Origin of the sequence: Bradyrhizobium sp. 191 (assembly GCF_023100985.1) — a bacterium.
GTDB classification, from domain to species: domain Bacteria; phylum Pseudomonadota; class Alphaproteobacteria; order Rhizobiales; family Xanthobacteraceae; genus Bradyrhizobium; species Bradyrhizobium diversitatis.
Window position 1 is genome coordinate 3,486,434 of record NZ_CP064692.1, and the last position, 25,029, is coordinate 3,511,462.

The window sequence follows — 25,029 nt, forward strand, 5'->3', positions numbered from 1 at the left end:
GATGATCAGGACCTTTACGCGAGAGGCGGCCTTGAGGGACGACCGGGTTTGACGGGAATCTGAGTCGAGAAGGCCCTCATCATAGGGCACTTTCGGCTTCGGTAGGTTCCCCTTCCACGCCACGCTCGTCGAGCGCTTGACGCGCCGCGCCGGTGAAGCCATCCGGCGTCAGCCTCGAGGGACTGGCACGGCCATGGGGCGTGGCCGAGCCGTACAAGACGGCCCTTGCCCAGAGGGGTGCGAAGCGCGCGCAAGGCCTGATCTTCACCGCCGAGCTTGGTGAACTCACACACTAGGAAGACAGCGTCATCCTTCTTGCGCTCGATCTTTTCAAGCGAGGTCTGATGCTTTGGCATCGTGGTCTCCGTTCCCACAAAACATGGACGCATAAACGCGAAGACGTTCAATAAAATAGGACAAAACATAATTACACCACTCCGACGCACCGAGGCGGCCATCCTAATGCCTCGACGGAGCCGCGATTCCCGTTGCGGGCTGGCTGATTCCTCGTGGAAAACGGCGAAGGTATCCTGTCCAACCCGATCTTGGCCGAGACGGCAGACTCGGCGTGCTCTTCCCACCACAGGCCAGCGGGTCGCGTATATCGCCAGCGCTGGTGAGGCGCCACGGGGCATCATCGACGGTGTCTCGCCAGCCGACAGGGAGGAAATCCGCGGGGATCCAGACGCCGGACGGGAGCTGAAGCGAGTTCAGTTTTGAACTGCTTGGATGCCGGAACGGGAGGACTCTGTCAGAAGTAAGCGTTTTTCTGACAGTGCTTTTTCGACGCGCGCTTGCGGAGCTCACCCACACGCGAGTGCTTGCTCTTGGAGGCTCGACGCAAGGGTCATCGAACCAACGGAATAAGAAAGCCCCAACCAGCGACGGTTCCTTGGGTCGAACCACGGCGTCTGGGCTGTGCGCGACAATCCGTCCGCCAGCGGTTGATGGACGAGCCGGCGCTCCGCGCCGGCCACTACAACATCTGTACGACTGTACGAGAAGCCTCATGAACCGAGAACGGGTCCGCTAGGCACAGCTCACGCAGCCACGGACTTCGTCGCCGTCACCCGCAAGTATTTTTACTCCGCTTTGCTTAGCGTATCTGCTCTCGACTACGCGCCTCATCGCTAGGAATGCCCTCACGCGCGCCGCGGCACTTCAACAATTTCATTTTCATTCGACGCTGCCGAAGTCAGCATGCGAGAAGCGTTGCGAGTAATCGCTGCGGCTTGGCTGTAGCGCAGCGCAGAAATGTAGGCTAGCTTCTGCTCGCGAGTTTGCAAATGCGTACCCGCACCCGATCTCTCCGAAGACAACGAGCGATCATTCGACCGCTCGCCCCCTCACATCCTCAGAGCTGGGATAATCCGGACAATGAGGAAATCTGGTTTGAGTTGGCGCGCGCTATCGGACGTCAGGTCGCACGGGATGAAAATCACGGCTCGGGGCAGCCGATAAAGGACCGACATGACGACAGCGTCATCGAAGAAAACGGCCGTACTATACGCCCGTTATTCCAGCGACATGCAAAAGGCGACCTCGATTGATGGTCAGCTATTGCTCTGCCGGAAGGTCGCATTGCGCAACGACCTCGATGTCATCGGCGAGTTTGTCGATGCCGCAAAATCTGGTCTTACCGAAGGTGCGCGGGACGGCTATCAGCGTTTACTCAACGGTGTGAGAAACCGGGACTTTGACGTAGTCGTGGTTGAGCATTTCGACCGCTTGTCGCGCGATCCCGCAACCATCCAGCGTCTCAAGCAGGTTTTCGAGTTCAACGGCGTTGAGCTGATGGATCAGAAGGGGGTCTATGCGACCGCCACTGACATCAGCATCGCAAGTCTCTACAACACGATTTACAAGCCGCAGCTCGCCGAAAAGGTTCGGCGCGGCCATGACAACGCTGTTGCCAACGGAAGAATTCCTGGCTCATGCGCCTATGGTTATCGACCGAGGCCGGGCGCGCCGGGCGAACGCGTGATCGATGACAACGAAGCAAAGATTGTGCTCCGCATCTTCAGCGAATATGCAGCGGGCCGCTCGACCCGAACTATCGCCGCTGATCTCACCCGCGAAGGCGTGCCCTCACCAGGGGCAACTCGTCACAAGAACAAGGCTGATCGTACCACCTGGAATCACCAGTGCATTACAGGCGGCCGGCATGGTCGCGGTATTATCGGCAACGATCTATATATAGGCGAGATACATTGGAACGTTCGCTCGACAGTTCTCAACCCGGAGACCCAGAAGAAACAGAAGCGCCGCAATCCAGAAGAGCGCCACATCATAGTTAAGAAGCCGGAGCTACGGATCGTGCCGCAAGCGCTCTGGAATCGAGCGCATGAGGTTCGTAGCGCGCGCGCCGTATCTATGTTCGGACCGACTGGCAAGCCGCGGCGTCGCGCCGTGATCCCGCGCAACAACGAGCACCCGCTTGCCGGTGTGCTCCGGTGCGGCGTCTGCAATGGCCACATGCGAATCGCTCAATCCTCGCGTAACGGTGCACCGCGCGCGGCATGCGCGAGCGCGCATCAGCGGGGCACGTGCGAGCACACCCGTAGCTTCGACATGGACGTTCTGCTCGAGGATGCCTCCGACAAAATCCAACTGAAATTGCTTTCGCCGAAAGCCATTGAAGAGGCGATGTGTGCCTGGAAGGAGGAGCGCAAAAACGATCGGAACAAGGGCAGCGAACACTCTAAGCTAGAGCGGCGACGCCGCGTGTTGACTACCGAGATGGAACGCCTGTCATATGCCATCGCAAATAGCCGCCGGAAGCCGGACGAGTTGCTCAAGCGCATCGATGAGTGCGACCTGGAGCGGGAAAGCGTTGAAGAGCGCTTGCGGCTGCTGGGCGCTGGCGGCGAAAATGTCATTGGCTTCGATCACCCGAAATTCGGTGACCGATACCGTTCGGAGGTTAGAAGACTGGTCACCGCGCTCAAGGCCAATCCGAAGGCGATCGAAACTCGCGTAGCCTTCCGCAACTTGATCGAATGCATAGTAGTGCATCCGGTTCGCAAGCGGATGCCCTACGAATATACGCCCTACCTGAACAGCTCCGCGCTTTACGGCAAGAACCTTTTCCCAGAAAACCGCAGCAAGGCGCGAGAAATCAGCACGTTTGCCTACTACGACAATGGCAAGTCAGGGAAGTCCGTGTCCTCGTAATAGACGCGGACCTGCATGTGGTGGCGGCCGTCGCGGATCTCGCCGTCCAGATGGGCAGTCACGTCGTGAGCCTCTTCGCTTGTCGCTGCCGGCCCGTTTTGCGCAAAAACCGCGGTCCGCGCAAGCGTGTTACGACACAACCGGCGCGGTCTGCCCCAGCCTCACCTCGACGATCTCCGGCGGCACCCCGACGCGGAGCGGCATGATGCTGCAACCGAGGCCACCGGAGATGATGACGTCGCATTTCAGCCTGACATGACCATAGGCGAGGCGGACGCCGTCCTGCGGCGGCACCGCGAGGGACCAGCCGAGCAGGCGGACCTGGCCGCCATGGGTGTGGCCGGACAGTTGCAGCGCGACACGCGCCGGCACGCGCGGCGCGATGTTGGGCTCATGCGCGAGCAGGATGACGGGCGCATCGTCCGTGATCTTGGCGAGCGTCGCGCTGAGATCGTCGGCGCCGAACCGCGCCATGCCGCGAAACCGGCGCGCTGGCAGGAACGCGAGTTGATCGCCGAGACCAGCGAGCCAGAACGGTCGGCCGTCCTTGGTGAGGCGCACGACGTCGTTCTCGTAGACGGGGATGCCGGCCGCTTCCAGCGCGCGGTGCGCGACGGTCACTCCCTGCCCGGCTCGCTGCACGAGCCTGTCATCCCAATAGTCGTGGTTGCCCATGACGGCGTGGACGCCGAGCGGCGCCTTGAGGCCGGCCAGCACGCGTGCCCATTCGCTGCATGGAATGATGCGCGTGACCTGATGCAGGCCGGCGACATAGTCGCCGAGCAGCACGATGAGGTCGGCGTTCAGCGCGTTGGTGCGGTCGACGATGGCCGCGACCCGGTCGAGCGGCATCCAGGGATCGCAGGCATGGAGATCGGCGATGACGGCGATCTTGAGCGGAAGATCCGCCGGCCACTGCCGCGGCGTCGGATGATAGCGGGTGACGCGGAGCCGCAGCATCGGCTCGACGCCGACGCCATAGGCGGCCGTCGAGACGCCGAGGGCGGACAGACCACCGATGGAACGGATGAGATGACGGCGCGTGATCATGGAAGCCCGATGATGATGCGGCGTCTTGATGATATCCGATTGGAGCGGAATTGGGGTGCGTTCGTGCAGATCGTCTGCACGAGGTTAACGGAAATTCATCAAAGCCGGAACGGCGCGGTTCAGCAGATCACTCGTCGTTGTCATCCGTGCCGAACAGGCCGAACTGCGCCGCGGCATCGCGCGAGGGCTCGGCGATGCCGAGATGGCGGAAGGCGTGCGAGGTGAGCAGGCGGCCGCGCGGCGTGCGCTGCAGATAGCCGCACTGGATCAGATAAGGCTCGATGATGTCCTCGATGGCATCGCGCGGCTCCGACAAGGCCGCAGCCATCGTCTCGACACCGACCGGGCCGCCACCATAGTTGAGCGCGATGGTCGAGAGATAGCGGCGGTCCATCGCGTCGAGACCGGCGGCGTCGACCTCGAGCGCGCTCAACGCGTGGTCGGCGATCTTGCGGTCGATCGTGGCGGCATCCGCCGCCGAGGCGAAATCGCGGACGCGCCGCAGTAGCCGGCCGGCGATGCGGGGCGTGCCGCGGGCGCGGCGCGCGATCTCGTTGGCGCCATCAGCGCTCATGCCGACATTAAGTACGCGCGCGCCACGGCTGACGATGCTCTCCAATTCCTCGATCGTGTAGAAATTGAGCCGGACCGGAATGCCGAAGCGATCGCGCAGGGGATTGGTGAGCAGGCCCGCCCGCGTGGTGGCGCCGACCAGGGTGAATTTCGACAGCTCGATCTTCACCGAGCGCGCCGCCGGGCCTTCGCCGATGATGAGGTCGAGCTGAAAATCCTCCATCGCGGGATAGAGCACCTCTTCCACCGCCGGGCTGAGGCGATGGATCTCGTCGATGAAGAGCACGTCGCGCTCTTCGAGATTCGTGAGGAGCGCGGCGAGATCGCCGGCCTTGGCGATCACGGGCCCGGACGTCGCACGAAAGCCGACGCCGAGTTCCTTCGCCACGATCTGCGCCAGCGTGGTCTTGCCGAGGCCGGGCGGCCCGACGAACAGCACGTGATCCAGCGCCTCGCCACGCTTGCGCGCCGCCTCGATGAAGATCGACAGATTCTTGCGCGCCTGCTGCTGGCCGACGAAGTCGGACAGCGATTGCGGGCGTAGCGCGGTATCGCCGACATCGTCGCTGCGGCGCTCGGGCGAGACCATGCGGTTGGCCTTGGGATCGCTCACTTCGCGAGCTCCTTCAGGCCAAGACGAATGAGCTGCGCGGTCTCGGCATTCTCGCCCGCACTCCGCGAGGCCGATGCGATGGCCGCGGCGGCTTGCGGCTGGCCGTAGCCGAGATTGACCAGCGCGGAGATCGCATCCGCCACAGGGCGCGGCGCGCGCTGGTCGTCGACGGCGCCGGCGAGATGCACGACGGCGGGATCGACATTGGCGAAGGCCGGCGCCTTGTCCTTCAGCTCGGTGACGATGCGCTCGGCGACCTTGGGGCCGACGCCGGGCGTGCGTGCCACCGCGGCCTTGTCGCGCAGCGCAATCGCATTGGCGAGATCGGCCGGCGCCAGCGTGCCGAGCACGGCCAGCGCCACCTTGGCGCCGACACCCTGCACGGTCTGGAGCAGGCGAAACCATTCGCGCTCCTGGTCGGTGCGGAAGCCGAACAGTTTGATCTGGTCCTCGCGGACATAGGTCTCGATCGATAGCACCGCGGCTTCACCCGGCGAAGGCAGATGCTGCAAGGTGCGCGAGGAGCAATGCACCTGATAGCCGACCCCGCCGACTTCGAGGATGACGAAATCCTCGCCGTAGGAATCGATCAGGCCCTTGAGCTTGCCGATCATCGCTGCGCACCCATCGCTTGAAGGACGCACGGCAACGACTCGCCGTTCCCTCCCCCCTTGTGGGGGAGGGTCAGGGAGGGGGGTGCCACACGGGGATTCTCTCGAAGGCGCGAGCACCGCGTGCGCCGCCCACCAACGACCGCGGCACCACCGCTGCGGCTACCCCTCTCCCCGGCCCTCCCCCACAAGGGGGGAGGGAGCGCACCGCCGATGCCGCTCATCTGTGCCTCGCGACGCGCATCATATCCCCACCACCTTCAGCCGCAGCGCGGTGCTCTGGCGATGATGGGCGTGGGTGATGGCTATGGCGAGCGCGTCGGCGGCGTCCGCGGACGGGGGCTCCGCTTTCGGCAGCAGGATCTTCAGCATCATCGCGATCTGTTGCTTGTCGGCGTGGCCGGCACCGACCACCGTCTTCTTGACCTGGTTCGGCGCGTATTCGGCGACAGAGATGCCGAACATTGCGGGCGCCAGCATGGCGACGCCGCGGGCCTGGCCGAGTTTCAGCGTGGCAACGCCGTCCTTGTTGACGAAGGTCTGTTCGACCGCCGCTTCCATCGGCTGGTGGCTAGAGAGAACGGAAGCAAGCCCTTCGTGGATCGCGAGCAGCCGGCCCGACAAGGGCAGATCATCCGGCGGTTCCACCGAGCCGCAGGCGATGTAGATCAGGCGATTGCCCTCGGCCTCGATTACGCCCCAGCCGGTGCGGCGCAGGCCGGGGTCGATGCCGATGATGCGGACGGGGCCACGAATCGGGAGCGCAGTCATGGGCCAGTGATAGCGGCTGGCCGCCGCGGGGGAAACAGAAACAGAACGGAAGTAACAGGGGAAAGGCGGTCTCGGATGAGCCGCGCTGCGCGGTACAAACCCGGGCGTCATACCCCGCGAAGGCGGGGTATCCATTACGCCGCGGCTTATCCGTATCCCTCTTACGTCTCTGGAATACTGGATCGCCCGCCTTCGCGGGCGATGACAGCAAAGTGTGGAACTGACGCGCGCGCTCCTACCCGCCCATCTTCGCGACCAGCGCGTCCGATATCTCGAAATTGGCGTAGACCTGCTGCACGTCGTCGTGCTCGTTGAGCAAATCCATCAGCTTGAGAAGCTTCTCGCCGGTCTCGTCGTCGACGGTGACCGTGTTCTGCGGCTTCCAGATCAGCGCGGCCTTGCGCGGCTCGCCGAACTTGGCTTCCAGCGCCTTGGCGACATCGCGATAGCTTTCGGTCGAGGCATAGATCTCGTGGCCGTTCTCGCCGGAAACGACGTCGTCTGCGCCGGCTTCGATCGCGGCGTCCAGCACCGCATCGTCGGAGGCGACGCTGCGGTCGTATTCGATGATGCCGGTGCGGTCGAACATGAACGAGACTGAGCCGGTTTCGCCGAGATTGCCGCCGGACTTGGTGAAGAAGGAGCGGATGTCGGAGGCGGCCCGGTTGCGGTTGTCGGTCAGCGCCTCGACGATGACGGCGACGCCGCCGGGGCCGTAGCCCTCGTAGCGGATTTCGTCATAATTCTCGCCGTCGCTGCCGAGCGCCTTCTTGATGGCGCGCTCGATGTTGTCCTTCGGCATGTTCTCCTGGCGCGCGGCGATCACGGCGGCACGCAGGCGCGGGTTCATGGCGGGGTCGGGCGTGCCGAGCTTGGCCGCGACGGTGATTTCCCGCGCCAGCTTGCCGAACAGTTTCGACTTCTGGGCATCCTGCCGCCCCTTGCGGTGCATGATGTTCTTGAATTGGGAATGTCCGGCCATGCGTGGTCTCGTTAAGGAATCGTGCGCCAAGGTGAACGTGGGAAGCGCGGCCTTATAGGCCGCCAACCCACCGAAATGAAAGAGGCTCTACGACTTTAAGGTAACACCGTACTCGCCCGTGCCTAGAGGTCAGGCACCGTTAACCCTGATTTCATTCCGGACTGCGAAAATAGCGCCCGACCGTTCTCCGACAAGAGAGGCCCGATGGCGTTCGGATTATTTCAGAAGCGTCTGCCGGACCCGGCTGCGCCTGCGACAGCCCTGGAGGCTCCGCAGCCGGCGGCCGATTCCGCGCGCGCCCCGGCCGTCGACAGTGATTCGGCCCGGGAAATCCTGGAACTGCTGGAACTCGAGCTCGGCGCCATGATCCGCCAGCTCGAACGCGCCGCCAATTCGGTGGCCGGAGGCGCCGAGGCGACCGCCGCGACGCTTGCCGCCATTCGCGACCGCACCGACGCCCTGACCGGTCGGACCAACGCGGCGCAGTCGACCGCCTCCACCTTCGCCCATGCCGCCGACAAGTTCACCCAGTCCGCGCAAGGAATCGGCGCGCAGGTCCGGAATGCGGGCAAGCTCGCCGACGAGGCCAGCGCCGCGGCGCAGGAAGCCCGCGCCAATGTCGAGCGCCTGCGCGAATCCTCCGCCGCCATCGGCAACGTCGTCAATCTGATCGCACAGATCGCGCGGCAGACGACGCTGCTCGCGCTCAACTCCACCATCGAGGCCGCACGCGCCGGCGATGCGGGCAGAGGCTTTGCGGTCGTCGCGACCGAGGTCAAGGCGCTCGCGGTGCAGACGCAGGGAGCGACGGAAGAGATCACAAGGAAGATCGACGCGCTCCAGCGCGACGCCGCCGGCTCTGCCGATGCCGTGCACCGCATTTCGCAGGCGATCGAGGCGATCCGCCCGGTGTTCGACACCGTCAACGGCGCGGTCGCCGAGCAGAACGCCACGACCAGCGAAGTCTCCGGCAATGCCGCCAGCGCCTCGGAGTTCATCATCTCGGTCGGCGAGAGCGCGGCCGAGATCGATGCCGCGACCAAGGCGGCCGAGACCCATGGCGAGAGCGTCGCCAGTGCCGGCAAGGCCGTCACCACTTTTGCTCAAAAGCTGAAATCGCGCTGCGCCGTGCTGCTCGGCCAGAGCGAGCACGACGACCGCCGCAAGACCGAGCGGCTGCCCTGCCATCTCAGATTCGAGACCACGCGCGGGGTGATGCCGGTCTATGAAATCGCGATGGACGGCGTTCTGATCGGCGGCGCGGATGCAGGCAGGCTCGCACCGCAAGCGCTGATCGAAGGCACACTCGAAGACATCGGCGCCTGCCGCCTGCGCGTGGTCGAGCAGTCCAAGGCCGGCGCCCGCGCGCAATTCGTTGGTGCCGGCGCCGCGCTCGGCGAGAAGGTCGAGGACAAGCTCTGGTCGATCCATGAGGAGAACACGGAGCTGGTCACCCGTGCCATGGAGGCGGGCAATGCGCTGACGAAGATATTCGAGCAGGCGGTTGCGCGCGGCGAGGTTAAGCTGGAGGACCTGTTCGACACGGATTATGTGGAAATTGCGGGCACCAATCCGCAGCAATTCCGCACGAGATATCTGGACTGGGCCGACCGGGCCCTGCCGCCGTTCCAGGAAGCCTTCCTGGCGAGGGAGCCGCGGATGGCGTTCTGCGCCATGGTCGACCGCAACGGCTTCCTGCCGGTGCACAACAAGATCTATTCGCATCCGCAGCGGCCGGGCGACGTCGCCTGGAACACGGCCAACAGCCGCAACCGGCGGATGTTCAACGATCCGGCGGGGCTCGCCGCCGCGCGCAACCTGCGCTCGTACCTGGTCCAGAGCTATGCGCGGGACATGGGCAACGGCAACACGGTGATGATGCGCGAGATCGACGTCCCGATCCGCGTGCAGGGCCGTCACTGGGGTGGCTTCCGCACGGCCTACAAGCTGTAGTGCTCTCCCGAGTGCACTCTTGGGCAAGACACCGGCCGCGAATCATCCTCTAAGCCGAAACTGGAATGGGAATGCCGCCGAGAGCCGATCAACGGCCCTGACTGGAGAGAGCCCGTACATGTCCCAGGCACAGCTTGCAGTATTGGACACCGCATCCAACAGGTCGCTCGCCGAGCGGCTGATCGATCAGCTCGCCGACCGCATCGGCGGCCTCGGCGTGGAACTCGCCGACATCGCCGGCAACGTCCAGGAGGTCGCAAACCGCGTCGCGAACCAGTCGGAACGGTTCCACCACCTGCAGGAGACGGCCGAGACGATGGTGTCGGCCAACCACGACATCGCCAACGCATCGCAGGCCGTGCAAACGACGACGTCCGCGGCAGTCGGCGAGATCGCGCAATCGCGCAGCGCCGTCGACACCGCGGTCAGCCATATCTCCGAACTCGTCGCGGCCGTGGAGCGGATCGAGGCGCGCCTGTCCGCCGTCGGCTCGGCGCTGGCGCAGGTGGCGAAGGTCTCCGGCTCGATCGAGGCGATCGCGAAGCAGACCAATCTGCTCGCCCTCAACGCCACCATCGAGGCGGCGCGCGCCGGCAATGCCGGCCGCGGCTTCGCGGTGGTCGCGAGCGAGGTCAAGAACCTCGCGGAAGCCACCCGCCAGGCCACGCATGAGATCTCCGACACCGTGCGTGATCTCGACGGCCAGATCGAAGGTCTGATCGGCGAGAGCAGCGACGCTTCGCAGCGCGCCAAGACCGCCGGCGAAGGCGCGCAAGCGATCTCCGGCATCATCTCACGCGTCCAGCAGGGCTTCGCCTCCGTGGAGGCGGAGATCGGCAGCGTCACGCGCGCGGCGACCTCCAACCTCGGACATTGCGACATCGTCATCAGCGAGCTCAACGAGCTCGCCAAGGGCGTCGACCTGTCCTCGCGCGACCTCAAGAACGCCGACGAGCGGGTGGCGAAATTGCTCGACGCTTCCGAAGGCCTGATCGCGCTGATCGCCGACAGCGGCGTGGAGACGTCGGACGCGCCGCTGATCCGCGTCGTCGTCGACACCGCGAAGCGGATTTCGGCGGAGTTCGAAGCTGCGATCGACCGCGGCGAGATCACGCTCGACCAGCTCATGGACGAGAACTACCGCGAGATATCAGGCACCGATCCGAAGCAGTACCTCACCGACTACGTCGCGTTCACCGACCGCGTGCTGCCCGCGATCCAGGACCCGATCCAGAAATCCGATCCCCGCATCGTGTTCTGCGTCGCCTGGGCGAGGGGCGGCTATCTGCCGACCCACAATCCGAACTACCGGCTGCCGCAAGGCAAGGACCCGGTCTGGAACAACGCCAATTGCCGCAACCGCCGCCTGTTCACCGACCGCACGGTGAAGAAGGTCGCAGCCAACACGAAGCCGTTCCTGCTGCAGACCTACCGCCGCGACATGGGCGGCGGGCAGTTCGTGCTGATGAAGGACCTGTCCTCGCCGATCATGATCCGCGGCAGGCATTGGGGCGCCTTCCGGATGGGCTTTCGTCAGGGCTGACGGGCGCTCCTGCGGCCCTTGAATCAAAAACCTGAAAAACAACCCCATGCACAGTAGCCGGGGTGTGCGAAATCAATGGCTTGCGCCGGCATGCCATGGCGCGCTTTGACTCGTCGGGCCAAACAGAGGTAGAATGCTATTATTCCGAAATCCTCCCCTTCCCTTCTCCCCTTGTGGGCTAAGGCGTGCACAGAATTTTCTTGCCTTAAGTGAATCGAGTCTGATTCTTTGTAATGCGGTTAAGAAGGATAACCGCATTGAAGGCAGGAATGGATTGGTCGGTCGGCCGTTTTGGAGACGTTCGACTGGCCAAAAGGGGGCGCTGTTGTTGCGGCGCGCCGTCGAACGCGTGACGATGAATCTGCGAGCAGCGGCCGATGGCCGCGCCGAATGGGTCGGCTTCAGCCGGTGGCTGAACAATCCGAGCGTAACGGTGGACGAGATCGTCGGGCATGGCGCAGAGGTGCTGTCGAAGCAGTGTGCAGGCCTGCATGTGCTTGCGATCCAGGACACGACGGAACTGAACTACGCGAGGCATGCGGGCCGGGTCCGCGGCCTTGGCCCTTCCGGGAACGGGATTGACCCAGGCCTGTTTGTGCATCCGGTGTTGGCCGTTGACGCCGGGAGCGGAGCCTTGCTCGGGCTCGCTGGGATGCAGATTTGGACGCGCCAGGGGCCTGCGTCGCCCGATTACCAGAGCCAGCCAATCGAAGAGAAGGAGTCCTATCGTTGGATAAAGAGCGCGGCCGACGCCAAGAGTGCGCTTGCTGCTGCGGCGATGGTCACGGTGGTTGGCGACCGTGAGAGCGACATTTACGAGGAATTTGACCGGATTCCTGACGCACGGACCCATTTGCTTACACGTGCCTGTCGCGATCGCGCCCTGGTGGGCGGCGGAAAGCTGTTTGATATTGCCGAAAGTTGGCCGGTCCAGCATAGCTTCGACTTGGAGGTTCGGGCACAGCCCGGCCGTGCGGCACGAACGGCCAAGATCGCACTGCGCTTTGGCGGGGTGACCATCAAGCGCCCGGCCAACTGCAGCGACCGGAAAGCTGCGCGTCAATTGACGTTGCGCTTGGTTGAAGTGAAGGAACTGGATCCCGTTATCGGGGAGTCGATCCACTGGCGCCTTCTCACCACTCATACGGTGACGACCGTGAAGCAGGCGCTGCAGATCGTTGATTGGTACCGTCAGCGCTGGCACATCGAGCAGTTGTTCCGCACCAGTAAAAGCCAAGGCCTCGACATCGAGAGCAGCCAAGTCGAGGCGGCTGAGGCATTGTTCAAGCTCGCTGCCATCGCGATGACGGCAGCTACCAAGATCATGCAGCTCGTCCTCGCCCGTGATGGCACGGTCGACCGCCCCGCCACCGACGTGGTGCCTCCGGACCAACTGCCGATCCTCGAAATCTTGCAGGTCCAGCTCGAAGGCAGGACTGACAAGCAAAAGAACCCTCACTCCAAGCACTCTGTCGCATGGCTCGCATGGATCATCGCTCGCCTCGGAGGATGGACCGGCTACGCCTCGGAGCGGCCACCAGGTCCCATCACTATGCGCAGAGGATGGCACCGCTTCAAGCAAATGTCAGCCGGTTGGAGGCTCCGAGATATGTGCACGCCTTAGCCTTGTGGGAGAAGGTGGCGCGAAGCGCCGGATGAGGGGTATCTCTCCGCGCGTGCAAGTCTCATTTGAATTCGCGGAGAGAAACCCCTCACCCGTCTCGCCGCTAACGCGGCGAGCCACCCTCTCCCACAAGGCCCACAAGGGGAGAGGGAAATAGCACACCTACTTCGGCAGCAGCGCCTTCAGCTTGTCCATGTCGCGCACGTTCATCTTGAAGCCGCCGGGCATCACGATGTCGCCGGGCTTCTGGTCCGGCTTGCAGGCGCCCAGCCACTTGGCTTGCAGCGTCATGGTGCTATCGCGGCCGGCCGCGCCGGCGACGCCGCCTTGCGCGTGCGAGGTGGTCTTCACCGTGTAGGCCGAGTTGAAATCGCCCGTGATCTCGGCATGCGACGTCGTGCTGACGCCGGCGACGCTACATTCGGAATCGCTGACATAGCCGGTCGCGGTCTTCTTGATCTCCTGCTTGGCGCAGATCTGCTTGGCCATCGGCGAGACGTTGTTGCTCATCTCCTTGTCGACGGTCTCGTCGGTGCAATGCTGCATGGTCATTTCGGGGACCGGCGAGCCGGTCGAGACCAGCTTCATTTCCCAAAGACCGGCCTTGCGCACCGGCAGGTCGTCGGCGCTGGCGCTGCCTGCCGACAACGCGAGGCAAAGCGTCGGGCCGAGCAAAGCGAGTTTGCGCGTCATGTGGGAGGCTCCCGGCCGAGAAAGTGCGGCGTTACGACAGCGCCTCAGTAGAGCGTGCGGATCGGGCGATCGGCGGCACCATAGGGCACCCAGCGGCAGGCGAACGAGATGTAGCCGCCGTCATAGCCCTGCACCGCGAGGAATTTGGCGACCTTGCCGTAGCGTGCGCAGTGATCGACCGCGACCTGACGCGCGTCGACCTGGGTCGCCATCGAATAGGCGATGATCCCGCCGGTGTCGTTGCCCTTGAACGGCGGCACCGGAAGGATGTCGGCCCGCGCCGACTGGCTCGCCATCATACCCAGGGCAAGAAGGCCAGCGGCCGCAATGATTCGCATTCCCGTCACTCCAATTGGCTGGCGCCAGTCTACGGTGCCGGGATGGAAGTGAAAAGAACAGAAGCCCGGTTGGCCGCGACGTTCCGGTCAACTCCTCGCCAAGTGTTGCCGCGCTGCACTTGACCTGCCCCGGCCTTCGCGGCACCGTCTGAACTTCGCAAGACCTAAGCTGTCTGGATTGACCATGCGCGCCCCCTCCCCGAAATCGCTTCGCTTTGCTGCTCTGCTCGGCCTCATGTTCGGGGCGCTGTCGCTCGGCGAGGCCAGGGCCGCCAATCCGCTCGAGCTGAATTTCTGGCTGAGCGGACCGCGCTACGACGGCGCCGTCGTCGATTGCGACAAGGCCCTGCCGACGATCGCCACCCAGTTCTGGGAAAAAGAGAGCTCGTTCTGGAATTCCTCGTTGAAGATCACCAGCTTCTCCGCCGTTCGCGAGGTCGCGTTCCGACCCTGGCAGTCCGACAACATTCCGCGCCGCTTTTGCACCGGCGAGGCCCTGCTCAATGACGGCAAGGTGCGCAAGGTGCACTTCTCGATCATGGAGGATGGCGGCTTTGCCGGCTACGGCGACGGTGTCGAATGGTGCGTGGTCGGACTCGATCGCAACTGGGCCTACAATCCGGCCTGCCGCTCCGCCAAGCCCTGATCCGAAGAGCGTCTGATTCGGGCTGATCAACCGGTGGACGACAACCGGCTCGAATTTTGTTCTTGAAATGTTCTCTTTGCCTGCTAGACTGCGCGCACAGTCTAGTTGAGGGGCGTTGCCATGTTTCATCCCAGATTGCGTTCGTTGTCCCGTCTGATGATCTCGCTGACCCTCGCCGCCGGGCTGGCAACGCTCGCCGGCGGCGCGAAAGCCCAGGACAAGCGGCAGAACGCACCGGGCGAGTTCGATTTCTACGTGCTCGCGCTGTCGTGGTCGCCCTCGTTCTGCGAAGAGGCGGCCGAGCGCGGCGGCCGCTCCCAGATCCAGTGCGGCGGACGGCCCTACGCTTTCGTCGTGCATGGGCTGTGGCCGCAATATGAGAACGGCTTCCCGGAATATTGCCAGCGCCCGGCGCCGCGGCTGAACCGCAACATCGTGTCCTCGATGCTCGATTTGATGCCGGCGCCGGGCCTGATCTTCAACGAATGGGACAAGCATGGCACCTGCTCCGGGCTCGAGGGCCGCAGCTATTTCGAGACGATCCGGAAAGCGCGCGCCGCGATCAAGATCCCGGCCGACTATCTCGATCTGTCGCAGGCCAAGACCGTGGCGCCGGCGGAGGTCGAGGAGGCCTTCATCAAGGCCAATCCGGGCCTCAGCAATGCCAGCATCTCGGTCACCTGCAACCGGACACGGCTGTCCGAGGTCCGCATCTGCCTCAGCAAGGACCTGCAGTTCCGCGCCTGCGACGAGATCGAGCGCCGCGCCTGCCGCCGCGACCAGGTGACGATGCCGCCGATCAGGGGCGGGTAGGATTGGTTCGCCGTCATTCCGGGGCGCGCGGAGCGTGAACCCGGAATCCATCTCTCGGCGTTACCGGTAGCAAAAATGGATTCCGGGTTCGGTGCTGGCGCACCGCCCCGGAATGACGGCCGTTACTTTCGGCGCGCGATGTCGTAACTGTCCGCCATGAACTACCGACACGCCTTCCACGCCGGCAGCTTCGCCGACGTCATCAAGCACATCGTGCTGGCGCGCATCCTCACTTACTTGCAGGACAAGCCGGCAGCGTTCCGCGTCATCGACACCCATGCCGGCGCCGGCCTCTACGATCTTGACAGCGACGAGGCGCGCCGGGGCGGCGAATGGCTGACCGGCATTGCGCGGCTGCTGCAGGCGCGCCTGTCGAACGAGACCGCGGCGCTGACCAAGCCCTATCTCGACATCGTCCGCGCCTTCAATCCGAAGGGCGAGCTCAAGGCCTATCCGGGCTCGCCGCTGATCGCGCGCGGCCTGCTCAGGCCGCAGGACCGGCTCGTCGCATGCGAACTCGAGCCGAAAGCGCGGAAAGCGCTGATCGACGTGCTGCGCCGCGACGAGCAGGCCCGCGTGGTCGATCTCGACGGCTGGATGGCACTGCCGGCCTTCGTGCCGCCGAAGGAGCGCCGCGGCCTCGTGCTGATCGACCCGCCCTTTGAGGCCAAGGACGAGTTCGAGCGGCTCGGCGAAGCCTTCTCGGCGGCTTTCGCGAAATGGCCAACCGGCATCTATGTCATTTGGTACCCGGCCAAGAACCGCCGCGCCACCGACACGCTGGCCCAGACGGTCGCGCGGCTCGCAGCTGCAGCAAAGCCCCCCGGGAAATGCCTGCGCCTCGAATTCAGCGTCGCGCCGCAGGCCGACAGCGCCGCCCTCACCTCCACCGGGCTCTTGATCGTCAATCCGCCCTATACGCTGCACGGCGAGCTCAAGACCATCCTGCCCGAACTGGAAATGCCGCTCGGCCAGGGCGGAGCTGCCAGATTCCGATTGGAGGTGCCCAAGCCTTAAAGCCAAGCCGTAACACTCCGGCATTCTTGGGAAAAATATGCAGGACCGGTAGTCAATCTGCAACGAACCGTATTATGCTGTTTCCGTGACTGGCTTTACGTTCCGCTTCCGCGAATGGTTGCGGCGGAGTGAAGGCCTAAGAAAGATCCGGCCGGACCGATGAGGTCCGTCCAAGGATGGCCAGCTCCCGGGCTCCGTAAGGCCCGGTCATGTCGTGACGTGAGTCTGCGTCGCGGCGGAGGAGCAATGAGGGGGAGTTTCCCGATGGCCATGACGGGAACGGTCAAGTTCTTCAACGGCGAGCGCGGCTACGGCTTCATCAAGCCTGACGACGGCGGTCGCGATGTCTTCGTTCACATTACCGCTGTGGAGCGGGCGGGACTGAAGGACCTTGCCGAAGGACAGCGTATCACTTTCGAAGTCGAACCGGACAAGAAGGGGAAAGGCCCGAAGGCGGTCAATTTGGTGATCCTCGCTTAGCGAGCCTGACGCAAAAAAATCCCGACCGCGAGCGGCCGGGAGGCTGGTCCGGTATTTTCTTCTTGAGACGTCAGAAGTGATAGTTCACGCCTGCGCGGACAACGTTGGCGCTATAGCCGTTGGACACGCCCGTAATCGCGAACTGACTCGTGGACAGATCGATGTAGAGATATTCGAGCTTGACGCTCCAGTTCGGCGCGAGGCCCACTTCCGCGCCGGCACCAATGGTCCAGCCCGCGGTGGTATGCGACTCCGTCCAGCCGAAGGTCTGCCCACGCAGCTCGCCGAACGCAAGGCCGGCGGTGCCGTAGAACAGCACGTTGCTGAACGCATATCCCGCGCGGCCGCGCAGGGTGCCGAACCACGGATTGGAGAATTTCCACGGCGCGAAGGTGTCGTCGGCGCCCGCGGCCTGGATGTCGCCCTCGACACCGAACACCCACGGGCCGTTCTGGAAATTGTAGCCGGCTTGCACACCGCCGACGAAGCCCGACGGCTTCGAGGGGTTGTCGTCCACCGAGCCCCATTCATAGCCGATGTTGCCGCCGAGATAGGGACCTGCCCAGCTATAGGCATTGAGCGGCTGGTTGACGGTATAGGGCGCACGTTGCCCATAACTGAGATCGGCGGCTTCTGCCGAAGCCGTCCAGCCGGCCGCAACCAACGCGGCCGCGCCCACAACGAGCCCCTTCATCACTCACTCCAACGCAACTGTCGCAACCCGCGCGATGCCTGCGCCGCCGCGCCGGCCCTGCATGGTTACGGAACCAAGAACTTTTCGCGTAGGATTTATCGAGAGTTTTAAGTTAAAGGGCTGTTAAGTCGGGTTACTGCGCTGTTAACAGACTTAAGGAAGCGTTACCGGGACCTGTGCGTGCGGCAGGGCCGGAACTTCAAATCGACACCCCCAGCGCCTAAATTCCTCCCATGGTTCACGATTCCACCGACAATCCGGACGACGCACGCGCGCGCAAATCCCGGCGCGGCATGGCACCGGATGGCCCGCCCCAGGAGATCCAACAGGAGACGGCGCCGCCGGACCTCGATCCCGCCAGCGCAAGCGGCGACGACGAGGACGATGCGCGGCTGCCTGATATCCTGGAGGAGAGTGGCGCCGTCGGCGAAGGCCCGCTCGCGACCGGCCACGAGGCGATCGAACGCGCGGTTCGGCTCGCCCCCACCTCGCCCGGCGTCTATCGCATGCTCAATGCGAATTCCGACGTGCTCTATGTCGGCAAGGCCAAGAACGTCAAAAAGCGCCTGTCCAGCTATGCACGCCAGAGTGCGCCGCTGCCGGCCCGCATCCTGCGCATGATCGCCGCTACCGTCACCGTGGAGATCGTCTCGACCAATACCGAGACCGAGGCGCTGCTGCTCGAGGCAAACCTCATCAAGCAGCTGCGGCCGCGCTTCAACGTGCAGCTGCGCGACGACAAGTCGTTTCCCTATATCCTGATCACCGGCGATCATTGGGCGCCGCAGATCCTGAAACATCGCGGCGCGCAGACCCGGCCCGGGCGCTATTTCGGCCCGTTCGCCTCCGCGGGCGCGGTCAACCGAACCATCACGGCGCTGCAGCGCGCATTCCTGATCCGCTCCTGCACCGATTCCTTCTTCGAGAGCCGCACGCGGCCCTGCCTGCTCTACCAGATCCGCCGCTGCGCCGGCCCCTGCACCCGCGAGATCGATTTTCCCGGCTATACGACGCTCGTGCGCGAGGCGACCGACTTCCTCTCCGGCAAAAGCCATGCGGTGAAGCAGGAGCTTGCCGGGGAGATGGAGAAGGCGGCGGGTGAGCTCGAATTCGAGCGCGCCGCGCTCTACCGCGACCGCCTTGCCGCACTCTCGGCGATCCAGTCGCAGCAGGGCATCAATCCGCGCACGGTGGAAGAAGCCGACGTGTTCGCCATCCACCAGGAGGGTGGCTTCTCCTGCGTCGAGGTGTTCTTCTTCCGCACCGGCCAGAACTGGGGCAACCGCGCCTATTTCCCGCGCGCGGAAAAGACCTTTACGCCGGAGGAAGTGCTCGGCTCGTTCCTCGCCCAGTTCTACGACGACAAGCCGCCGCCGAGGAACATCCTGGTCTCGCACGAGATCGAGGAGAGCGAGCTGCTCGCCAATGCGCTGTCGATCAAGGCCGGCCACAAGATCGAGGTCACCACGCCCAAGCGCGGCGAGAAGAAGGAACTCGTCACCCATGCGCTGACCAATGCGCGCGAGGCGCTCGGCCGCAAGCTTGCGGATACCGCCACGCAAAGCCGCCTGCTCGACGCCATCGCGACGACGCTGGGCCTGCCGCATGCGCCCAAGCGCATCGAGGTCTACGACAACAGTCACATCCAGGGCACCAATGCGGTCGGCGCCATGATCGTCGCCGGCCCCGATGGTTTCGTGAAGAACCAGTACCGCAAGTTCAACATCAGGTCGGAAGGGATCACGCCCGGCGACGACTTCGCCATGATGCGCGAGGTACTCGAGCGGCGCTTCAAACGCCTGATCAACCCGCCCGAGGAGGGCGCGGCCAAGGAAAACATCAAGGCGAAGGACGACGATTTCCCGCAATGGCCCGATCTCGTCATCATCGATGGCGGCCGCGGCCAGCTCAATGCCGTCCGCGAGATCTTCGCAAATCTCGGCCTGACCCAGGTGTCGCTGATGTCGGTCGCCAAGGGACCGGACCGGGACGCCGGCCGCGAGACCCTGTTCATGCCGGAACGCGAGGCCATCAAGCTCGAGCCGCGCGATCCCGTGCTCTATTTCATCCAGCGCCTGCGCGACGAGGCTCACCGCTTCGTCATCGGTTCGCATCGCAAGCTGCGCAAGAAGGACATCCGCGAGGCCGGCTTGCAGGAGATTCCGGGCATCGGCCCGTCCCGCAAACGTGCCTTGCTACATCATTTCGGGACCCTGAAGGAGATCGAGCGGGCCTCGATCGCCGATCTCGGCAAGGTTCCGGGGGTGAGCGCCGAGAGCGCCCGCAGGATTTTCGAGTATTTCCATCCCCAGCCAGGATGAACTAAAGGGGGACCCAAAGGGAGCCTTGGTCATATGGTCGTCGTATCCCGCACCCATCTGGGAAGCGGAACGGTTGACCTTCAGGCCCGAGCGGTATTGGTAGGACGGATGAACATCGCCACGACACGAGGGACGACCAGGCGCGCGATGTCCCTCCCGAACATCCTGACCTATGGCCGGATCGCCGCGATTCCGGTCGTGGTCGGATGCATTTACGCGCAGTCCATCCTGGATCAGCCGCTGTGGCTGCGCTGGGTTGCGGTCGCCATCTTCATTGCGGCTGCGGTCACCGACTACCTCGACGGCTATTACGCGCGGATCTGGAATCAGCAATCGGCATTCGGCCGGATGCTCGATCCGATCGCCGACAAGCTGCTGGTCGCCTCCTGCCTGCTGATGCTCGCCGCCGACGGCATCATCCACGGCTGGTCGCTGTGGGCCGCCATCGTGATCCTGTGCCGCGAGATCCTGGTCTCGGGCCTGCGCGAATACCTCGCTGCGCTCCGCGTCAGCGTGCCCGTGACCAAGCTTGCGAAGTGGAAGACCACGGTCCAGCTGGTTGCGATCGGCTTCCTGCTCGCCGGCCCGGCTGGCGACGAGGTGCTGCCCATCGTCTCGATGATCGGGCTGGCGCTGCTGTGGGCCTCGGCGATCCTCACCATCTACACCGGCTACGATTATTTCCGTGCGGGCATCCATCACCTCATCAAGGAGGACGAGGGATGAAGGTGAAGTATTTCGCCTGGGTGCGCGAGCGCGTCGGCAAGGCCGAGGAGACGATCGAGCCGCCCCCGAACGTGCGCACCGTCGAGGAGCTGATCGCCTGGCTGTCCGGCCAGGGCGAGGCCTATGCGCATGCGTTCGAGAAGCCAAGGGTAATCCGCACCGCGATCGACCACGCCCACGTCAAATCAGACGCCGCGATCGCGGGCGCCCGCGAGATCGCGTTCTTCCCGCCGATGACCGGCGGCTAGGCTCATGACCTGCCCCGTCACCATCCGCATCCAGGAGGGCGATTTCGACATCGCGCGCGAGATCGCGCTCCTGACCGACAGCCGGACCGATATCGGCGCGGTCGTGAGCTTTTCCGGCATCTGCCGCGCCGATGAAGACAGCGCAAAGATTTCGGCGCTCACGCTCGAACATTATCCGGGCATGGCAGAAGAAGAGATCAGGCGCCATGTCGACGAGGCGACCTCGCGGTGGCCGCTGAACGGCGTCACGGTGATTCACCGCGTCGGCCGCTTCATGCCGGGCCAGAACATCGTGCTGGTGCTGACCGCCTCGCAGCACCGACAGGCCGCGTTCCAGGCGGCCGAGTTCCTGATGGATTACCTCAAGACCAGCGCGCCGTTCTGGAAGAAGGAAGAGAGCGCCGCCGGCACGGGCTGGGTCGAAGCCCAGGCCCGTGACGACGAGGCCGCCGCGCGCTGGACGAAGTCCTGATGGCAAAAGCCTCCAAGAGACTCCCGCGCGGCCGCGCCGCGCCGAGGCTTGCGAAAGTCGGTCCCGGCGAGCTTCTCACGCTGCTCGACTTCGTCCGCTACGCGGTCAGCCGCTTCGTCGAAGCCAGGCTCGCTTTTGCCCACGGCACCACCGATCCGGTCGCGGAAGCCGCCTTCTTGGTCTGCGAGGCGCTGCATCTCAATCCCGAACAGTTCGAGGTCTTCGCCAGCGCCCGCGTCACGGCCGCCGAGAGCAAGATCCTGCTCGACCTGATCCACAAGCGCGTCACCACGCGCAAACCGGCCGCCTATCTCGTCAACAAGATCTATATGCGCGGCCTGCCCTTCTATGTCGACGAGCGCGTCATCGTTCCGCGCTCCTTCATCGGCGAGCTGCTGGATTCGCATTTCGGCAGCGACGGCGAGGCCGGCTCGCTGATCGACGACCCTACGGCGGTCACGCGCGTGCTCGACCTCTGCACGGGATCGGGATGCCTCGCGATCCTCGCCGCGCATCATTTCCCGAACGCCACCATCGATGCCGTCGACATCTCCAAGGGGGCACTCGAAGTCGCCGCGCGCAATGTCGGCGAATACGGGCTCGAGGACCGGATCAACCTTTATCGCGGCGACCTGTTCGCCCCGCTCGGCGACAACAGATACGACCTGATCATCACCAATCCGCCTTACGTCGATGCCGAAGGCATGGCGGCGTTGCCGCCGGAGTGCCGGGCCGAGCCGAAGCTCGCCTTCGACGGCGGCGCCGACGGTCTCGACGTGGTGCGCCGCATCCTGCGCGATGCGCCCGATCACCTGACGCCGGATGGCGGGTTAATCTGCGAGATCGGCCGTGGCCGCGAGCTGGTCGACGAAGCCTTTCCGGAGCTGCCGCTGCTCTGGCTGGACACCGAGGATTCCGAGGGCGAGGTGTTCTGGATCGCAGCCGCCGATCTCGGCTGATTCAGCACGACGGATCCCGCTCCGTCGGAACAAGTCAAATACCGCCACGTTCATCCCCCGAGGAATTTTCTCGCTCTCGGAGGATGTCCGCATGCTCGCGCCATCGGGCGAATTGCTGCGCGCCGGCATGGCGCTCAAGCTCAATCACGTCAAACGCGCCGCTCAATCCTATTTGCGTGACCAGACCAGCCACGCAACCGGCAGGATGACATCTTACGCGGTGGCCGGCGGACTGTTCGCGGTCGCAGGTCTGTTCGTTGTCGCGGCATTATTCGTCGGACTGATCGCCCTGTACCGCTGGATCGCGATCACTTACGGCCAATTCTGGGGATTTGGTGCTGTCGGCGCCCTGCTGCTGGTGCTGGCCGCGGTCTGTGCCGGGGTCGCCATGGCGCAGATGAAACGCAAGGCCAAGCCGATCGTGCCGCTTGCGAGCCGTCTGCGCGTGGCGGTCGCGACGCCGCGGATCCCACGTGGAACGGTCAAGCAGGCGGTAAAGGAGGTCGCAACGACGATTCCCCTCGTGCCGCTTGCGCCGGGTGAACGCGGTCACGACAGCAAGGCTGGTGACGGCAAGGCTTATCACGGCAAGGCCTGGCCGGTCCGCGCCAACCGCCCCGTGCAGCTCGGCCTGATGCTCGCAGCCGTCGGTTTGGTCGGGCTGACGGCCGCCCGCCGGCGGCGCCACAGGCACAGTCTGGATGCGTGATGCCGGCGCGGCGCTCCGAGCAGATCGACTCCTGGCTGCTGGTGGCGGCGACGGCCGTCTTCGTGCTGACGGCGGAGCGCTACTTTCAGGATTCGGGACTGATCCGGTCGGGGCCCCCGCAAGACCACCGCAACGGCGAAGCGAACTCGCCGGAAACGCACCCGGCCGGCGCGGCGACGCAGCCCGGCCGGGGCCGCCAGGCGAAGAGCCCGTTCACGATCCCCTGGGCGGGTTGGAAGGATATCTTCTGGCGGACCTATCAGCGCATCGACGAGGATCGCCTGCTCGCGACGGCGGGCGGCGTCGTCTTCTTCGGGCTGCTCGCCATCTTCCCCGCAGTCACGGCGCTCGTCTCCTCTTATGGCCTGTTCGCCAACCCGGCGACGATCAGCGCCAATCTCCACACGCTTGCGACCATGCTGCCCGAGGGCTCGTTCCAGATCGTCGAGGACCAGGTTGCGCGCGTGGTGTCGAACGCAACCGCCACGCTCGGTGTCACGTTCCTGTTCGGCCTGCTGCTTGCGATCTGGAGTGCCAATGCCGGTGTCAAGGCGATCTTCGACGCCCTCAACGTCGCCTACGAGGAACGCGAGAAGCGCAGCTTCATCCGGCTGAACATGGTCTCGCTGGCCTTTACCGTCGGCGGCATCGTGGCGCTGCTGTTGATGGTGGGGGCCGTCGTCGCCTTCCCGCTTGCGCTCAATCATCTCGGCCTGGCGCCTGAAAGCAAGCTGATCGTGGCGCTGGCACGATGGCCGCTGCTGTTCCTGATCCTGCTCGTCGCACTCGCCATCCTCTACCGCTTCGCTCCCAGCCGTGATGCGCCGCGATGGCAATGGCTGAGCCTCGGCGCCGTGACGGCCGCGATCCTCTGGATCGCCGGTTCGGCCCTGCTCTCCTGGTATCTCTCGGAATTCGCCAACTACAACGCGACCTACGGCTCTCTGGGCGCTGCGATCGGCCTGATGATGTGGATGTGGATGTCGGCGATCGTCATCATGTTCGGCGCCGAGCTGAACTCGGAGATCGAGCGGCAGACGCTGCGCGACACGACCACCGGGCGGCCGAAACCGCTCGGCAGCCGCGAAGCCGTCTCGGCCGACACGGTCGGCGCCACCGCGCCATTTTGATCGGTGCGGTCAGGCCGGAGTCGGCCCGACCGCATCCTGGGCCATCAGCGCTTGGTGATCACGGCTTCCAGATATTCGCTGTGCACCACGATCGTGCCGTCGTCGGCGTGGTTGAACTCCCCGAGCAGCGCCAGCAGGTCGCGCTTCAGCGCGGCCTGGCCGCTCTCGTCGAGCGCGGCAAACGCCTTCAGCGTAGGCCCGTAGAAGGTCTTGAAGATGTCGAGCCAGTGGTCCGGCGAGCGATAGCGGAACACGAACATGCGCGGCTCGGCGGCAATTTCGGAAGCCTGGCTTCCGAACATCTCTTCCAGCCGCGCAGCCGTGCCCCACAGCGCCGGTGACTTCACCCCCGCCGGCGGCGGCAAATGCCTGCCGATGGTCTTGAACAGCTGGCCGATGAAGCCTTCCGGCGTCCAGTTGGCGAGACCGATTTTACCGCCGGATCTGCAGACCCGCGCGAGCTCGGAGGCGGCCTTATCCTGATCCGGCGTGAACATCACGCCGAAGGTCGAGAGCACGACGTCGAAGGTGGCATCGGCAAACGGCAACGCTTCGGCATCCGCCTCGCGGAACTCGACCTTGAGATGTTCGGCCGCCGCGCGCTCCTGACCGCGCTCGAGCAATGCCGGCACGTAGTCGGTGGACGTGACGTCACACCAGCGCCGCGCCGCGGCCAGCGTCGCATTGCCGTTGCCGGCGGCGACGTCAAGCACCTTGCTGCCAGCGCGCAAGTCGACTGCCTCGCAGAGCTGTTCGCCGACGATCTGCAAGGTGGTGCCGACAACGGCATAGTCGCCCGACGACCAGGCGCCGTGCTGGCGCTGCTTGACGGCGCCAAGGTCAGGCTGGGATGTGGGCTGCTTGAGGGCTGCGGATGTCGACATGAGCA

Annotated in this window: 25 protein-coding genes; 16 read left to right on the plus strand and 9 right to left on the minus strand. The window is 64.5% G+C overall.

Translation table 11 applies throughout. The annotated features are described in order from the left end of the window. Positions 1-152 precede the first annotated feature (152 nt). Positions 153-296, plus strand: coding sequence for a hypothetical protein (locus tag IVB23_RS16135; protein WP_247406398.1), 144 nt, complete (start codon positions 153-155; stop codon positions 294-296). Positions 297-1,470: 1,174 nt separating this feature from the next. After that, positions 1,471-3,174, plus strand: coding sequence for a recombinase family protein (locus IVB23_RS16140; RefSeq protein WP_247804221.1), 1,704 nt, complete (start codon positions 1,471-1,473; stop codon positions 3,172-3,174). A 129-nt stretch (positions 3,175-3,303) separates the two neighbouring features. On the opposite strand, the gene IVB23_RS16145 is transcribed toward IVB23_RS16140, so the two are convergent. The 5 genes from IVB23_RS16145 to IVB23_RS16165 all read right to left on the minus strand — a co-directional run bounded on the left by IVB23_RS16145 (position 3,304) and on the right by IVB23_RS16165 (position 7,774). Beyond that, entirely contained in the window at positions 3,304-4,224 is a 921-nt protein-coding gene (locus IVB23_RS16145) for a metallophosphoesterase (RefSeq protein WP_247804222.1), read from the minus strand. 127 nt (positions 4,225-4,351) lie between these two features. Then, positions 4,352-5,410, minus strand: a complete 1,059-nt coding sequence (gene ruvB / locus IVB23_RS16150; protein ID WP_247804224.1) for a Holliday junction branch migration DNA helicase RuvB — start codon at positions 5,408-5,410, stop codon at positions 4,352-4,354. After that, a complete protein-coding gene (ruvA, locus tag IVB23_RS16155; protein WP_247804225.1) occupies positions 5,407-6,024 on the minus strand; it encodes a Holliday junction branch migration protein RuvA in 618 nt (205 codons plus the stop codon). Before ruvA ends, ruvB begins: the two co-directional genes overlap by 4 nt. A gap of 240 nt (positions 6,025-6,264) precedes the next feature. Beyond that, the gene (gene ruvC / locus IVB23_RS16160; protein WP_197964932.1) at positions 6,265-6,792 is read right to left on the minus strand and encodes a crossover junction endodeoxyribonuclease RuvC; all 528 of its coding nucleotides are present in this window, start codon (positions 6,790-6,792) and stop codon (positions 6,265-6,267) included. Positions 6,793-7,027: 235 nt separating this feature from the next. Next, complete coding sequence (locus IVB23_RS16165; protein ID WP_247804227.1) at positions 7,028-7,774, minus strand: YebC/PmpR family DNA-binding transcriptional regulator; 747 nt, start codon at positions 7,772-7,774, stop codon at positions 7,028-7,030. A gap of 204 nt (positions 7,775-7,978) precedes the next feature. On the opposite strand from IVB23_RS16165, the gene IVB23_RS16170 reads away from it, so the two are divergent. The 3 genes from IVB23_RS16170 to IVB23_RS16180 all read left to right on the plus strand — a co-directional run bounded on the left by IVB23_RS16170 (position 7,979) and on the right by IVB23_RS16180 (position 12,894). Next, positions 7,979-9,727, plus strand: coding sequence for a methyl-accepting chemotaxis protein (locus IVB23_RS16170; RefSeq protein WP_247804229.1), 1,749 nt, complete (start codon positions 7,979-7,981; stop codon positions 9,725-9,727). Positions 9,728-9,845: 118 nt separating this feature from the next. Beyond that, positions 9,846-11,270, plus strand: coding sequence for a methyl-accepting chemotaxis protein (locus tag IVB23_RS16175; RefSeq protein ID WP_247804230.1), 1,425 nt, complete (start codon positions 9,846-9,848; stop codon positions 11,268-11,270). A 325-nt stretch (positions 11,271-11,595) separates the two neighbouring features. After that, positions 11,596-12,894 carry an IS4 family transposase gene (locus tag IVB23_RS16180; RefSeq protein ID WP_247804231.1) on the plus strand — a complete coding sequence of 433 codons (1,299 nt, stop codon included), beginning with the start codon at positions 11,596-11,598 and terminating at the stop codon, positions 12,892-12,894. 162 nt (positions 12,895-13,056) lie between these two features. On the opposite strand, the gene IVB23_RS16185 is transcribed toward IVB23_RS16180, so the two are convergent. Together IVB23_RS16185 and IVB23_RS16190 are read right to left on the minus strand one after the other, a co-directional pair. Then, on the minus strand, positions 13,057-13,587 hold the full coding sequence (locus IVB23_RS16185) for a DUF3617 family protein (protein WP_197968974.1): 531 nt from the start codon (positions 13,585-13,587) through the stop codon (positions 13,057-13,059). 44 nt (positions 13,588-13,631) lie between these two features. After that, the gene (locus IVB23_RS16190) at positions 13,632-13,925 is read right to left on the minus strand and encodes a hypothetical protein (protein ID WP_247804232.1); all 294 of its coding nucleotides are present in this window, start codon (positions 13,923-13,925) and stop codon (positions 13,632-13,634) included. A gap of 184 nt (positions 13,926-14,109) precedes the next feature. Between IVB23_RS16190 and IVB23_RS16195 the strand changes: the two genes are divergently transcribed. From IVB23_RS16195 to IVB23_RS16210, 4 genes are all read left to right on the plus strand, one after another. Then, entirely contained in the window at positions 14,110-14,571 is a 462-nt protein-coding gene (locus tag IVB23_RS16195) for a hypothetical protein (RefSeq protein WP_165935885.1), read from the plus strand. Between the two features lie 120 nt (positions 14,572-14,691). Further along, complete coding sequence (locus IVB23_RS16200) at positions 14,692-15,384, plus strand: ribonuclease T2 (protein ID WP_061877425.1); 693 nt, start codon at positions 14,692-14,694, stop codon at positions 15,382-15,384. Between the two features lie 156 nt (positions 15,385-15,540). Next, on the plus strand, positions 15,541-16,401 hold the full coding sequence (gene rlmJ / locus IVB23_RS16205; protein ID WP_247804233.1) for a 23S rRNA (adenine(2030)-N(6))-methyltransferase RlmJ: 861 nt from the start codon (positions 15,541-15,543) through the stop codon (positions 16,399-16,401). Positions 16,402-16,665: 264 nt separating this feature from the next. Continuing rightward, positions 16,666-16,881 carry a cold-shock protein gene (locus tag IVB23_RS16210; RefSeq protein WP_028176631.1) on the plus strand — a complete coding sequence of 72 codons (216 nt, stop codon included), beginning with the start codon at positions 16,666-16,668 and terminating at the stop codon, positions 16,879-16,881. 70 nt (positions 16,882-16,951) lie between these two features. Here the strand turns inward: IVB23_RS16210 and IVB23_RS16215 are convergent, their stop codons facing one another. After that, entirely contained in the window at positions 16,952-17,575 is a 624-nt protein-coding gene (locus IVB23_RS16215; protein WP_247804235.1) for an outer membrane protein, read from the minus strand. A 233-nt stretch (positions 17,576-17,808) separates the two neighbouring features. Between IVB23_RS16215 and uvrC the strand changes: the two genes are divergently transcribed. The 7 genes from uvrC to IVB23_RS16250 all read left to right on the plus strand — a co-directional run bounded on the left by uvrC (position 17,809) and on the right by IVB23_RS16250 (position 24,140). Continuing rightward, on the plus strand, positions 17,809-19,896 hold the full coding sequence (gene uvrC, locus IVB23_RS16220) for an excinuclease ABC subunit UvrC (protein WP_247804236.1): 2,088 nt from the start codon (positions 17,809-17,811) through the stop codon (positions 19,894-19,896). Between the two features lie 108 nt (positions 19,897-20,004). Continuing rightward, positions 20,005-20,622: a CDP-diacylglycerol--glycerol-3-phosphate 3-phosphatidyltransferase gene (gene pgsA / locus IVB23_RS16225; protein ID WP_028176628.1), complete on the plus strand. Its 618-nt coding sequence runs from the start codon at positions 20,005-20,007 to the stop codon at positions 20,620-20,622. Next, on the plus strand, positions 20,619-20,870 hold the full coding sequence (gene moaD / locus IVB23_RS16230) for a molybdopterin converting factor subunit 1 (RefSeq protein WP_061877421.1): 252 nt from the start codon (positions 20,619-20,621) through the stop codon (positions 20,868-20,870). The genes pgsA and moaD overlap by 4 nt, the downstream gene beginning before the upstream one ends. A gap of 4 nt (positions 20,871-20,874) precedes the next feature. Beyond that, entirely contained in the window at positions 20,875-21,342 is a 468-nt protein-coding gene (locus tag IVB23_RS16235) for a molybdenum cofactor biosynthesis protein MoaE (RefSeq protein WP_197968977.1), read from the plus strand. Further along, complete coding sequence (gene prmB / locus IVB23_RS16240; RefSeq protein ID WP_197968978.1) at positions 21,342-22,301, plus strand: 50S ribosomal protein L3 N(5)-glutamine methyltransferase; 960 nt, start codon at positions 21,342-21,344, stop codon at positions 22,299-22,301. Before IVB23_RS16235 ends, prmB begins: the two co-directional genes overlap by 1 nt. 91 nt (positions 22,302-22,392) lie before the next feature. Next, complete coding sequence (locus tag IVB23_RS16245; protein ID WP_197968979.1) at positions 22,393-23,010, plus strand: phage holin family protein; 618 nt, start codon at positions 22,393-22,395, stop codon at positions 23,008-23,010. Then, complete coding sequence (locus IVB23_RS16250; protein ID WP_061877417.1) at positions 23,010-24,140, plus strand: YihY/virulence factor BrkB family protein; 1,131 nt, start codon at positions 23,010-23,012, stop codon at positions 24,138-24,140. The genes IVB23_RS16245 and IVB23_RS16250 overlap by 1 nt, the downstream gene beginning before the upstream one ends. Before the next feature lie 44 nt (positions 24,141-24,184). Here IVB23_RS16250 and IVB23_RS16255 read toward each other — a convergent pair whose 3' ends face one another. Next, on the minus strand, positions 24,185-25,024 hold the full coding sequence (locus IVB23_RS16255; RefSeq protein ID WP_061877416.1) for a class I SAM-dependent methyltransferase: 840 nt from the start codon (positions 25,022-25,024) through the stop codon (positions 24,185-24,187). Positions 25,025-25,029 lie beyond the last annotated feature (5 nt).

Excerpts from the sequence above, each read along its gene's own strand:
- IVB23_RS16245 (WP_197968979.1), top strand. The coding sequence starts at position 22,393 with ATGCTCGCGCCATCGGGCGAATTGCTGCGCGCCGGCATGGCGCTCAAG.
- IVB23_RS16255 (WP_061877416.1), bottom strand. The coding sequence starts at position 25,024 with ATGTCGACATCCGCAGCCCTCAAGCAGCCCACATCCCAGCCTGACCTT.
- ruvA (WP_247804225.1), bottom strand. The coding sequence starts at position 6,024 with ATGATCGGCAAGCTCAAGGGCCTGATCGATTCCTACGGCGAGGATTTC.
- ruvC (WP_197964932.1), bottom strand. The coding sequence starts at position 6,792 with ATGACTGCGCTCCCGATTCGTGGCCCCGTCCGCATCATCGGCATCGAC.
- IVB23_RS16185 (WP_197968974.1), bottom strand. The coding sequence starts at position 13,587 with ATGACGCGCAAACTCGCTTTGCTCGGCCCGACGCTTTGCCTCGCGTTG.
- IVB23_RS16215 (WP_247804235.1), bottom strand. The coding sequence starts at position 17,575 with ATGAAGGGGCTCGTTGTGGGCGCGGCCGCGTTGGTTGCGGCCGGCTGG.
- IVB23_RS16140 (WP_247804221.1), top strand. The coding sequence starts at position 1,471 with ATGACGACAGCGTCATCGAAGAAAACGGCCGTACTATACGCCCGTTAT.
- IVB23_RS16250 (WP_061877417.1), top strand. The coding sequence starts at position 23,010 with ATGCCGGCGCGGCGCTCCGAGCAGATCGACTCCTGGCTGCTGGTGGCG.
- IVB23_RS16195 (WP_165935885.1), top strand. The coding sequence starts at position 14,110 with ATGCGCGCCCCCTCCCCGAAATCGCTTCGCTTTGCTGCTCTGCTCGGC.
- IVB23_RS16210 (WP_028176631.1), top strand. The coding sequence starts at position 16,666 with ATGGCCATGACGGGAACGGTCAAGTTCTTCAACGGCGAGCGCGGCTAC.
- IVB23_RS16145 (WP_247804222.1), bottom strand. The coding sequence starts at position 4,224 with ATGATCACGCGCCGTCATCTCATCCGTTCCATCGGTGGTCTGTCCGCC.
- IVB23_RS16175 (WP_247804230.1), top strand. The coding sequence starts at position 9,846 with ATGTCCCAGGCACAGCTTGCAGTATTGGACACCGCATCCAACAGGTCG.
- prmB (WP_197968978.1), top strand. The coding sequence starts at position 21,342 with ATGGCAAAAGCCTCCAAGAGACTCCCGCGCGGCCGCGCCGCGCCGAGG.
- uvrC (WP_247804236.1), top strand. The coding sequence starts at position 17,809 with ATGGTTCACGATTCCACCGACAATCCGGACGACGCACGCGCGCGCAAA.
- IVB23_RS16200 (WP_061877425.1), top strand. The coding sequence starts at position 14,692 with ATGTTTCATCCCAGATTGCGTTCGTTGTCCCGTCTGATGATCTCGCTG.
- IVB23_RS16235 (WP_197968977.1), top strand. The coding sequence starts at position 20,875 with ATGACCTGCCCCGTCACCATCCGCATCCAGGAGGGCGATTTCGACATC.
- rlmJ (WP_247804233.1), top strand. The coding sequence starts at position 15,541 with ATGAACTACCGACACGCCTTCCACGCCGGCAGCTTCGCCGACGTCATC.
- IVB23_RS16170 (WP_247804229.1), top strand. The coding sequence starts at position 7,979 with ATGGCGTTCGGATTATTTCAGAAGCGTCTGCCGGACCCGGCTGCGCCT.
- IVB23_RS16190 (WP_247804232.1), bottom strand. The coding sequence starts at position 13,925 with ATGCGAATCATTGCGGCCGCTGGCCTTCTTGCCCTGGGTATGATGGCG.
- moaD (WP_061877421.1), top strand. The coding sequence starts at position 20,619 with ATGAAGGTGAAGTATTTCGCCTGGGTGCGCGAGCGCGTCGGCAAGGCC.
- pgsA (WP_028176628.1), top strand. The coding sequence starts at position 20,005 with ATGAACATCGCCACGACACGAGGGACGACCAGGCGCGCGATGTCCCTC.
- IVB23_RS16165 (WP_247804227.1), bottom strand. The coding sequence starts at position 7,774 with ATGGCCGGACATTCCCAATTCAAGAACATCATGCACCGCAAGGGGCGG.